Source organism: Chitinophaga sp., assembly GCF_036566945.1.
In the GTDB taxonomy this organism is placed as follows: Bacteria; Bacteroidota; Bacteroidia; order Chitinophagales; family Chitinophagaceae; genus Chitinophaga.
Genome location: NZ_DATCVJ010001013.1, coordinates 1 through 11,323 on the forward strand (window position 1 = coordinate 1; position 11,323 = coordinate 11,323).

9 protein-coding genes are annotated in these 11,323 nt (G+C 46.3%); 6 read left to right on the forward strand and 3 right to left on the reverse strand.

The annotated features are described in order from the left end of the window. From VIP81_RS30295 to VIP81_RS30320, 6 genes are all read left to right on the forward strand, one after another. On the forward strand, positions 1-466 hold a 466-nt coding region (locus tag VIP81_RS30295; protein ID WP_331970708.1), incomplete at its 5' end, for a sugar phosphate isomerase/epimerase family protein. Positions 467-485: 19 nt separating this feature from the next. Next, the gene (locus VIP81_RS30300; protein ID WP_331970711.1) at positions 486-1,652 is read left to right on the forward strand and encodes a mandelate racemase/muconate lactonizing enzyme family protein; all 1,167 of its coding nucleotides are present in this window, start codon (positions 486-488) and stop codon (positions 1,650-1,652) included. A gap of 25 nt (positions 1,653-1,677) precedes the next feature. Next, positions 1,678-2,163: a VOC family protein gene (locus tag VIP81_RS30305; protein ID WP_331970714.1), complete on the forward strand. Its 486-nt coding sequence runs from the start codon at positions 1,678-1,680 to the stop codon at positions 2,161-2,163. 3 nt (positions 2,164-2,166) lie between these two features. Beyond that, the gene (locus tag VIP81_RS30310) at positions 2,167-3,117 is read left to right on the forward strand and encodes a hydroxyacid dehydrogenase (RefSeq protein ID WP_331970717.1); all 951 of its coding nucleotides are present in this window, start codon (positions 2,167-2,169) and stop codon (positions 3,115-3,117) included. Between the two features lie 110 nt (positions 3,118-3,227). Further along, positions 3,228-4,100, forward strand: coding sequence for a ThuA domain-containing protein (locus VIP81_RS30315; RefSeq protein ID WP_331970722.1), 873 nt, complete (start codon positions 3,228-3,230; stop codon positions 4,098-4,100). A gap of 36 nt (positions 4,101-4,136) precedes the next feature. After that, a complete protein-coding gene (locus VIP81_RS30320; RefSeq protein ID WP_331970725.1) occupies positions 4,137-7,322 on the forward strand; it encodes a PVC-type heme-binding CxxCH protein in 3,186 nt (1,061 codons plus the stop codon). A gap of 187 nt (positions 7,323-7,509) precedes the next feature. Here VIP81_RS30320 and VIP81_RS30325 read toward each other — a convergent pair whose 3' ends face one another. The 3 genes from VIP81_RS30325 to VIP81_RS30335 form a co-directional block, all read right to left on the reverse strand. Beyond that, entirely contained in the window at positions 7,510-8,565 is a 1,056-nt protein-coding gene (locus VIP81_RS30325) for a ferredoxin--NADP reductase (protein ID WP_331970729.1), read from the reverse strand. A 27-nt stretch (positions 8,566-8,592) separates the two neighbouring features. Beyond that, positions 8,593-10,863: a heavy metal translocating P-type ATPase gene (locus VIP81_RS30330; protein WP_331970734.1), complete on the reverse strand. Its 2,271-nt coding sequence runs from the start codon at positions 10,861-10,863 to the stop codon at positions 8,593-8,595. 179 nt (positions 10,864-11,042) lie between these two features. Continuing rightward, positions 11,043-11,323, reverse strand: a 281-nt coding sequence (locus VIP81_RS30335; protein WP_331970740.1) for a DUF4279 domain-containing protein, incomplete at its 5' end; no start/stop codon positions are given.

Consider the following 11,323-nt stretch of genomic DNA (forward strand, 5'->3'; position numbering starts at 1 on the left):
AGAGCCGATCAACCGGTTCGAAACTTATTTCATCAACAGGGCCGATCAGGCGCTCGCTTTAGCGGAGGCGGTGGGCCCTAATTGTGGGGTTTGTCTGGATACCTTTCACATGAATATCGAGGAGATGGATATGTATGCCGCTATTAAAAGTGCCAAAGGGAAACTGGTAGGCTTTCATGTGGCGGACAATAACCGGATGGCGCCGGGAATGGGTAACCTCAACTGGCAAAAGATCATAGATACCTTGAAAGCTATCAATTATAACGACGTGCTTTCTGTGGAATTCTGTGCGTCGCTGGATCGTACACCGGCCAATCCTTACCCGGATGCGATTGATGAAAACCCGGAAAACTTATCTGCCGAACAGGAAAAATTCCTGCAGGACCATGGCAGCACCGCTGTTACAGAGGAGTTTTATACCATGCTAACTACCCGATCCATTCATACTTTATCAAAACTTATTTAAAGAAGTCAACTGCTAACAGATGAAAATAGCTAATGTAGAAGCATTTTGGTTACGCTGTCCCGTTCCTAAAGAAAAACAACATACGTCCGACTATGGATTACTGGCCAACTTCGACATGACGTTGGTAGTGATCACGACAGAAGACGGTCTTCAGGGATTCGGAGAAGCCAAAGCAGCGGTTGGATCTTCGGGGGTATGTGCTTCCATCGTAAACTGTATTGAAAACGAATTGAAGCCTGCCTTACTGGGCAAAGAGGTGAAAGATATTACCCGTCTTTGGGAAGAAATGTATAATGGCACACGGGATCATTATGCATTGTCGAGAGGGCGAAAATTCCCTATCCTCGGCAGAAGAGGACTCACTATGTCGGCCATGAGCGGCATTGACACGGCTTTGTGGGACTTGAAAGGAAAAATGTTAAATGTTCCGGTGATGGACTTACTCGGTGGCGCCTGCAGGGATCAAATGCCGGCTTATGCCAGCGGAGGATGGGCAGATGCCACCAACATCGGCGCGCAGTTGAATGGATATGTGGCGAAGGGATTCGGGGGTGTGAAGATGCGTGTAGGCGTGATGGACCAAACCGTACAAAACAGTATTGACAGGGTAAAGGCCGCCAGAGCCGCTTTAGGACCCGATATTAAACTAATGGCCGACGCACATGGTACCTTTAGTGTGCCGGAAGCCAAACAATTTTGTCGGGGGGTGGAAGACTGTAACTTATATTGGTTTGAGGAACCGATTAGTCCTGATAATAAAAGAGGGACTGCAGAAGTAAGGGCATCTACACATATTCCTATCGCGGCAGGCGAAAGTGAATATACCAGTTTTGATATTCAGGCACTCTTGGAAATAAGAGCGATTGATGTGATTCAGCCGGATGCTGCCATCATTGGCGGCATTTCGGAAACGGTACGCGTAGCACACCTGGCCAGCGTACATCAACTGGAGTTGGCGCCGCATTGCTGGGGTTCTGCCTTTTCTTTTATGGCAGGACTGAATGTAGCATTTGCATCGCCTTCCGCCACTATCATTGAATTTTCACTGGGAGGAAACCCGATGATGTATGAGCTGGTGAAGGAACATATTACGGTGACAGATGGTCTGATACAGGCCCCTACTGCGCCAGGATTAGGCGTAACACCCGACTGGGATTTTGTACGGGACTATAAACAAAAAGTTTAGAAGTGGTATTTTTAAATGATTCTCTATGGCCAAAGCACTTAAAATTAATCACGTCACACTGATTGTAGACAACCTGGAAAAAGCAGGTAATTTTTATCAGCATGAATTAGGTTTGGAACCGCTGGCTGCCTTCCGGTTTGATTACCCTGTTATGTTTTTCAAGTTTAATGAAGAACAACAATTACATATCTCTGAGTGGGAAGATCGTACCTCCTTCCGTGGACATATTTGTGTGCAGGTAGACGATTTCAGCACGCTGTTTTTTCGCATGAAAGAACTGAATATCATTGATATCAACCCCTGGGGGAAAGTGAGAAAACTGCCCGATGGCGCCATGCAGATGTTTGTACGCGATCCTGCCGGCAACCTGGTGGAAATTTCTTCTATCCCAGGTGCGGAAGTAGATCCACGGATATTTTCAGATGAATTATATGAAGAAGGTTTGTATGTTTCCAACAGAAATGATTTCAGAGGATACAGATCGGATGATGCCACCTTATATCATAAATAACAAATGAGAAAAAACGTATTACTGCTCGAAACGATTGCAGCCGAAGCTTTAGCCGTTCTTCAGGAGCATGTGAATGTATTCACGGGATACGATGAAGCCAGTGTAAAAGATGTTTTGAACTGGGAAGAAATCCATGCCATCATTACACGGGGAAAAGGTTTGATCCATCAACCACTGATAGCTGCCTGCCCGCATTTACAGGTGGTAGCCAGATGTGGTGTAGGATTGGATAATGTAGATGTTGCTGCAGCCACCGCCAGAAAAATCCTGGTGATCAATGCACCCGGCAGTAATGCAGCCACCATTGCAGAACATACCCTTGCCCTGATGCTTATGTTGATGCGTAACATGTACGAATCCGTATCTGAGGTAAAACAGGACAACTGGAACTCGCGCAATCAATATGCAGGAGATGAACTGAATGGTAAAACCCTTGGCGTGCTGGGAATGGGAAATATCGGAAAACGGGTAGCACGACTGGGAGAAGCGTTCGGCATGGAAGTCCTGTATTGGAGTAAATCCGCTCAGGACCTGCCTTATAAATACCTGTCGCTGGAAAATGTATTACGATCTTCAGATGTGGTGAGTCTTCATCTTCCATTAAATAAAGAAACAGATAACATCATCGGATCAAAGCAATTGGAGATGATGAAGACAAACGCGTTATTAATCAATACCGCCAGGGGCGCATTGGTAGACCATGACGCGTTGTTACAGGCATTAAATGCACCCGTGATTTCCGGCTATGCGGCGGATGTGCTACCGGAGGAGCCACCGGCGCCGCAGCTGCCTATTGTACATCATCCACGGGTCATCATTACACCGCATTCGGGGAGTCTTACAGCAGCCACCTACCGGCAAATATGCCTGCTCACGATCAACAATGTAGTAGCGGCGTTGACGGGCGGAGCACCGGAACAGCATAGCATCTATAACCGTCATGCACTTCAATGATGATGGTGCTGAGTAACATCGCGCTTATACTGATGCGCCGCCAACATGCAGTAATGCCATCGAATATTTAAAGTTACCCGTCAAGGTTGTAAACTATAATCTCTGCTTACATGAAAAAATTCTGTGTTTGTTTATTCTTACTGGTAAGTACCAGCATGGTTTACACAGCCATACTCTTTGCGCAATCTTCCAAAAAAACGAAGCAGCCGCTGGTCGTTTTTGTGACCGGCGACCATGAGTACAGCGGTGAAGAAACCTTACCTATTGTAGCTGCCGCACTGGAAAAAGATTACGGCATGAAAACAATTGTGCTCAAAGCTTACCCAGATCATAACAGCGAAGAAAATATTCCGGGACTGGAAGCATTAAAAAATGCCGACCTGGTTGTTTTCTTTTTACGCTGGCGCAGGCTGCCGCCTGAACAACTGGCCTATATAGAGACTTATCTTAAAAGTGGCAAACCGGTGATGGGCTTCCGTACCACCACACATGCCTTCCATTACCCGGAAGGAGATGCCAGCGAAAAATGGAATGCCTTTGGAGAATTTGCATTGAATGCACCTCCGGGATGGGGAGGCGCCGCTAAACATACGCACTACGGACATGAGAGCAGCACGGATGTATACACCGTTAAAGAGCAGGCAAACAATCCTATTCTGACAGGTGTGGCTCCGAATTTTCATGTTCGCTCCTGGTTATACCGCGTGCTGCCCGATTATCCTGTGAAAGGCTCTACCTGGCTGCTGATGGGCAAAGCAGTCAATCCGGATAAAGAAGCGATCGACAATCCTGTGGCCTGGACTGGCACCAACGCCTTCGGTGGCCGTGTGTTTATGACAACCATGGGCCACCCGGAAGACTTCCAGCAGGAACCCTTTCAACGCCTGGTAGTCAATGCCATTCATTATGAGCTGGGCCTTAAAATTCCGCGCAAATGGAAAGGCAAAATGGATATACAGGTGCCTTACCGTGTGTCGAAATAAATGAAACGTTTCCTGATGCAGCTAAATTTATCGAAGATGTTCCGACTATTAAAAATTGGCAGATATGTACCGCTTATTCCCATCATACTGGCGATAGTGATATTGAATGCCTGTAAGTCCAAAGCCCCCGCTCCTCTTACGCTTTCCGGCACATCACATATTTCCCTGATTGGTAATAATCTGGGATCGAGAATGATAAATTATGATAATTTTGAAACGGAGTTATACGTCCGTTATCCGGATTATAAACTACACATCCGCAATATGTGCGATGGTGGAGAAACGCCTGGATTCCGGCCACATGCCAGCAGGAATTCGCCTTGGGCATTTCCCGGTGCAGAAAAATTCAATCCCGAACTGGCCAGGGAATTTCAGGCGATGGATAACCCCAGCCAGGGAAATTTCGATACGCCGGATCAATGGCTTACCCGACATAAAACGGATGTGATCATTTCCTTTTTCGGCTATAATGAATCGTTTAATGGAAAAGAAGGGCTCCCTAACTATAAAGCGGAACTGGATAGCTTTATCAAATGGACATTGCACCAAAAATACAATGGTACCTCCGCGCCGCAGCTGGCCATTGTTTCGCCTATTGCATTCGAGGATCTCTCTGATAAATATGATCTCCCGGATGGCCGTAAAGAAAATGAAAACCTGGCCTTGTATACGCAGGCCATGAAAGAAGTGGCTGATCACAATAACGTACTGTTTGTGGATGCATTTACGCCTTCCAAAAAATGGTACCAGGATACCAAAACACCATTGACCATCGATGGCTCGCAACTGAATGAAGAAGGCTATAAAAAGTTAGGCATTTTGCTGGCCGATCAGATTTTTGGGAATGCTCCCGCCATGGCTGCATCTAACAAACAGCTGGTACACGATGCCGTCATGGAAAAAAACTGGATGTGGCTCAACGATTATAAAATCCCTAATGGCGTGCATGTATACGGTCGCCGCTTTGATCCTTACGGACCAGATAATTACCCGGCTGAAATAGAGAAAATCCGGCAGATGACCGCCATCAGGGATACAGCCATCTGGCTGGCTGCGTCGAAAGGAGAGAAAATGGATATTGCTGCTGCCGATAAAAACACCAAAGTATTACCGCTCGTTAAAACAAATTACAATCCGGCTAAAAATGGGAGTCTGCGTTACCTCAGCGGAGCTGAAGCAGTAGGCCAGCTGAAAGTGCCACCAGGATATAAGATCGAGCTTTTTGCTTCAGAAGAGCAGTTCAAAGACCTGGCCAAGCCGATGCAGATGTCGTTTGATAATAAAGGTCGGCTATGGGTGTCGACCATGCCAAGCTATCCGCACTATAAACCAGGAGATGCCCGGCCCAATGATAAAATTATTATTCTGGAAGATACCGACCACGATGGTAAAGCAGATAAAGAAACCGTATTCGCGGATGGCCTTCACCTACCCATTGGCTTTGAGATAGCGCCGGAAGGGGTATATGTAGCGCAGGGAACCAATCTCAAATTGCTGATGGATACCGATGGCGATGATAAAGCAGATAAAGCAGAGATCCTGCTCAGTGGCTTTGATGATCATGATACACATCATAGCAGTCATGCTTTTACCGTCGACCCTTCGGGCGCCATATACTCAGGAGAAGGCGTGTTTCTGCATACGCATGTAGAAACTTCCTATGGCACCGTTCGAGCCTCCAATGGCGGCTTTTACAGGTATGATCCCAAACGCAGGAAACTGGAACGCACGGCACAATTGTCTATTCCTAATCCATGGGGCATTGCGTTCGATGATTGGGGCCAACCATTTTTCGCGGAAACCTCCAGCCCCGATATGCGCTGGATGCTCCCCGGCACTGTGTTGCCGAGATATGGAGAAGCCACGCATAAATCGATACAGCTGATAGAAGACAAACACAAAGTACGACCCACATCAGGACTCGAATTTGTATCCAGCCGCCATTTTCCGGATGAGGTGCAGGGCGACTTCCTGATCAACAATACCATCGGATTTTTGGGCACAAAAGAACATACCCTGCAGGACGATGGCACCGGTTATAAAAGCCATCATCGCATGGATTTGCTGGTGAGTGGAGATCCCAATTTCCGGCCGGTAGATCTGGAGTTTGCACCCGATGGCTCCTTGTATGTGATCGACTGGCATAACATTCTGATTGGACACATGCAACACAATGCACGTGATCCGCTGCGTGATCACTCACATGGCAGGGTATACCGCATTACCTATCCATCAAGACCATTGGTACAACCCGCACAAATAGCGGGAGCACCTATAAATGTATTACTCGACAATCTTAAATTGCCGGAATACAGAACCCGGTACAGAACCCGCCGCGAACTGCGGGGACGCGATGCTTCACAGGTACTCGCCCAACTGAAAACCTGGGTGGCTCATCTGGATAAAAATGATCCGCGATACGAACATCATTTGCTGGAAGGTCTTTGGGTAAGCTGGGGATTAGACAAAGTGGATCAGGATCTTTTAAAGCAGGTATTACAGGCGAAAGATTATCATGCCAGGGCCGCCGCGGTAGAAGTGGTGCGTTATACCGGACACCAGGTACCCGATCAGGCAAATTTACTGATGCAGGCAGCCAAAGATGAAAATAGTCGTGTGCGATTGATGGCGATTGTAGCCGCTTCCTGGATCGGTCCTGAAAAAGGGCTTCCCATTTTAGCAGAAGCGAAAAAAATGCCACTGGACGACTGGATGATCCATGCACATGAAGCAGCCGTAGCACACTTAAACGGTGTAAGTGTGAAAGAGGAAAAAGAGAAAGATGTGAATACAAATCTGAAAGGGAATGCACTGGCATTGTTTAATCAGGGGAAGAAAATTTATGCCATAGAAGGATACTGTAAAACCTGTCATCAGGCCGATGGCAAAGGACTTCCCGATTCCGGCTTCCCTCCGCTCGCTCACTCCGAATGGGTAACCGGCAGCGATGAACGATTGATTAAACTCGTCATGAAAGGAATCATGGGGCCCATCACCGTCAACCAAAAAGCCTATACCGGTCAGGTACCCATGACACCTTTTGGCGGACTATTGAAGGATGAAGAGATTGCTGCGGTTTTAACCTATGTCCGGAATTCATTCGGCAACACGGGAACGCCTATTGACCCGGAGAAAGTGAAAGAGATCAGAAAGACTATTGAAAGTAAAAAGGATTTCTATAACGCCGAACAACTGCTGAAAGAGCATCCCATGGAAAAATAAGTTAAAAGCCAAAAATCCCGCAGATGCAATGTCTGCGGGATTTTAATTTTGCACCCTGCTACAGGTGCCTGCTCAATTGATGATGGGATTCTTACATAATTTTAAGATCCTTTTATATTATTGCAGATTAAAATAAAAATACGGGAGATAAAGTATCCCCCGTATTCACTATCGTTATAAAAACCTACTAGTCAATTTCCACGGTAACATCTGCTGTTAAAGGATAACTTTGACATAACAGAATCAGTCCTGATTCCAGATCGGCCTGACGCAATGAAAAATTATTGAGCATCGTTACCTTACCAGCCGTAAGTCTGGCGGCACAAATACCGCAGGTGCCGGCTTTACAGGAATGAGGCAATGGAATCCTGTCTTCCAGCGCAGCGGCCAGAATACTTTTACCAACGCCTACTTCCAATAAATTAGATTGTTCATAAAAATGGAGCAGCACTTCCTGTTGACTCTCCGGCAGCGCCACGTTCCCCTCATTTTCTACCGGCGCAAACCATTCCAGGAAAATATTATCCGCCGGTACCTGCATCGCTGCTAACATTTCCTGGTGCATTTTCATTAACGCCGCCGGACCACAGATGAAGTACCTCGTACCTGCCTGCAGATCTGCTACGGCTGATTTAATAACTTTCTTTGCAATAAGTTTATTCACTCTTCCTTTACTGACGGTAGCATGGGACATATCCCTGATCGCTGCTTCCTGTGAAAGCGCGTAATGAATTTTCAATCGCTCACGATGACGATCGGCCCAGCTTTCCAGCAGAGCTTTAAAAATGATATCATCTGTGCTGCGACTGGAATAAATCAGCGTAACGGTGGCATCCGGATACTGATTCAAAAACGAACGGCCAATCGCAAATAACGGTGTAATCCCACTCCCACCTGCTAAAAGCACCAGATGCCTCACGGTGGCATCCTGATCGGGCATCACGAAGGAACCATGCGGGCCGCTCACCTGCCAGGTATGTATGTCCCGATGTTCATCCACAATATAATTACTCATCTTCCCACTGGCTACTCTTTTTACGGTGATAGCAGGATGCGTATCCTCCGGCAGGGAACTTAATGAATAAGACCGGGTTACCGGTTCGCCGGCAATGGTCAGGGTGATATTTACAAATTGTCCGGGCTTATAGTCAAATGCTGTTCCGTTTGTATTAAATATCACGGTTACGGCGTCGTTGGTTTCCCGTACAATCGCGGCGGTACTCCATGTATAGGTATTGGTCATGTTGTGCTGATTTTAAAATGCTCCTGCTTACAATTTCGCCGCTTTCAAACGGAGACTATTACTCACTACACTCACGGAGCTTAAAGCCATGGCAGCACCGGCGATCATAGGATCTAATAAAAATCCATTGAAAGGGAAAAGGATACCAGCCGCAATGGGAATACCTATTACGTTATAGATAAAAGCCCAGAAAAGATTTTGTTTAATGGTACTTACCGTTTTACGGGAAAGTTTCAGTGCCTTGGGAATGCTGTTCAAATCTGACGTAATCAGCGTCATTTTAGCCACATCCATTGCAATGTCGGAGCCTTTACCCATCGCGATGCTCACATCCGCCTGTGCGAGTGCATGGGAGTCATTAATCCCATCGCCCACCATTGCCACTACCTTTCCTTTTTGCTGCAATTCTTTTACGAAAGCCGCTTTATCTGCCGGCAATACTTCTGCCCTATAGGAGGTAATACCCACCATTCCGGCTACTGCGGCAGCGGTGTGGGTATTATCGCCGGTGAGCATATATACTTCAATACCATCTTTCTGTAAGGCGACTATCGCCTGCTTAGATGTTTCTTTAACCTTATCTGCAATTGCTACTACCGCGAGAAGCTGTTTACCAGAGGCAAAGTAGATCACCGTTTTGGCTTCCTCCTGCAAGGTAGCCGCGCGGGCCGCCTGTTGCAGGTCTATCACAATGTGCTGCTGTTCCATCAGCTTTTTATTCCCCACAAAATAATGTTGCTCATTGTATATGGCCTTTACACCCTGACCTGTAAGACTTCCGAAGCCGGATAAAGATACCGGTTTCACACCATTTTGTGATAAGTAACCCGTTACGGCTTCCGCTAAAGGATGCTCCGACTGTTGTTCCAATGAATAAAGGATGGCTTGCTGAAGCGATTGATCCTGCTGCGGGGCAGTCCATATCAGATCGGTTACCACGGGCTTACCTTCCGTGATGGTACCTGTTTTATCGAGGATAATAGCATTTACTTTATGGGCCAGCTCCAGGCTTTCGGCGTCTTTAATAAGGATATTATTCTCGGCGCCTTTACCTACACCTACCATGATAGCGGTGGGCGTAGCCAATCCCAATGCACAGGGGCAGGCAATCACGAGTACGGTAACAGCCGTCAGCAGCGCATGTGTGAAAGCATTATCTCCACCCAATAGCATCCAGGTGATAAAGGTAAGGATAGAAATACCAATCACGATGGGTACAAATATGCCCGCAATCTTATCTACCAGCTTCTGCACCGGCGCCTTACTACCTTGTGCTTCCTGCACCATTTTAATGATCTGTGCCAGCAAAGTATCCGTGCCTACCTTTTCTGCATGAAACTGAAAACTACCCTTTTGATTAATAGTGCCGGCAAATACGCCATCACCCTTCTTTTTTGCCACGGGCACCGGCTCACCGGTGATCATACTTTCATCTACATATGATTCACCATTGGCTACCTTACCATCTACCGGAATTTTTTCTCCCGGCTTTACCAGCAGCAGATCCATTACTTTCACGTTGGCAATAGGAATTTCCTGTGTATTGCCGGCGCTATCCACCAGCAACACTGTTTTAGGTTGCAGGCCGATCAACTTTTTAATAGCAGAAGAGGTGTTTGATTTTGCCTTCTCTTCCAATAGTTTTCCCAATGATATAAAGGCAATGACCACCGCAGCGGCTTCAAAGTACACATGGGCATGAAGACCGCGCTGATGCCAGAATTCCGGATACATCGTATTAAAAGCACTAAAGAGCCAGGCAATACCTGTACTGAGTGCTACTAGCGTATCCATGTTGGCCTTACCATGGCTTGCCTGTTTCCAGGCATTGATAAAGAAATTCCGGCCCAGAAAAAATACCACCGGCGTAGCTAATACCATCATGATCCAGTTACCATAAGGCATGTCCATAAAGAACATCCCGATAATAACAATGGGAAGCGATAAAACAGATGCCCAGATGGTGCGCTGTTTCACTTCCCTGTAATGCCGTTGCTGGGCTTCTTCCTTCACCTCATCCTGGTTTTCCTTATCAATGATCAGGTCGTAGCCAACGGAGCGGACTGCCTGCTGTAAAATTTCCGGGGTAACGCCGGGCTTGTACTGTACCCAGGCAGTTTGATTAGCGAAGTTCACGCCTGCATCTGCTACGCCCGGGACTGATTTTAACATGGACTCTACACTGACCGCGCAGGCCGCACAGGTCATTTCCAGTACAGGAAATGTTTCTTTGGTAATACCCGTTCCATTTTTTCTGATGACAGTAGTCGCCTGCCTGTCTGATATAGCTGATGACATAATTTCCTATTTTATGCAAAGCTACGTCGGGGATAGGGAGAAGGTGTTATATTATTAAGGGGAAATTGTATATAATTTTGAGGGGACTGGTCTATTACATACAACAAATGTAAAAAGTATATTCGAGATAAAACCTTTAGTGCGAAACCGCTAAAGGTTTTATCTCGCCCTCAGCGAGGCTATTCATTGGGCAAACAATAAATATCAACATCAAAATCAATATCTAATTCTTTTACTAGCCTGTTATACCTTGAACCTAAATGTAATCCTGGAATACTCTCTCCATTGTCAAAATATATAAATAATCCACAAGAGAACTCACAATTATATTTTTTGCACAAAATTCTAAAGATATCAATCTTCTCTTCAATAAAATCAACTAACATATCCATCTGTTGTTCAAAAGGAATATGTTTGTCAAAGGAAGCATCCAAAAGCCAACCATTTTTTTTCGCTAACA

Bases quoted from the DNA above. Each gene is read 5' to 3' on its own strand.
- VIP81_RS30330 (WP_331970734.1), bottom strand. From the start codon at position 10,863: ATGTCATCAGCTATATCAGACAGGCAGGCGACTACTGTCATCAGAAAA.
- VIP81_RS30300 (WP_331970711.1), top strand. From the start codon at position 486: ATGAAAATAGCTAATGTAGAAGCATTTTGGTTACGCTGTCCCGTTCCT.
- VIP81_RS30310 (WP_331970717.1), top strand. From the start codon at position 2,167: ATGAGAAAAAACGTATTACTGCTCGAAACGATTGCAGCCGAAGCTTTA.
- VIP81_RS30305 (WP_331970714.1), top strand. From the start codon at position 1,678: ATGGCCAAAGCACTTAAAATTAATCACGTCACACTGATTGTAGACAAC.
- VIP81_RS30315 (WP_331970722.1), top strand. From the start codon at position 3,228: ATGAAAAAATTCTGTGTTTGTTTATTCTTACTGGTAAGTACCAGCATG.
- VIP81_RS30325 (WP_331970729.1), bottom strand. From the start codon at position 8,565: ATGACCAATACCTATACATGGAGTACCGCCGCGATTGTACGGGAAACC.
- VIP81_RS30320 (WP_331970725.1), top strand. From the start codon at position 4,137: ATGTTCCGACTATTAAAAATTGGCAGATATGTACCGCTTATTCCCATC.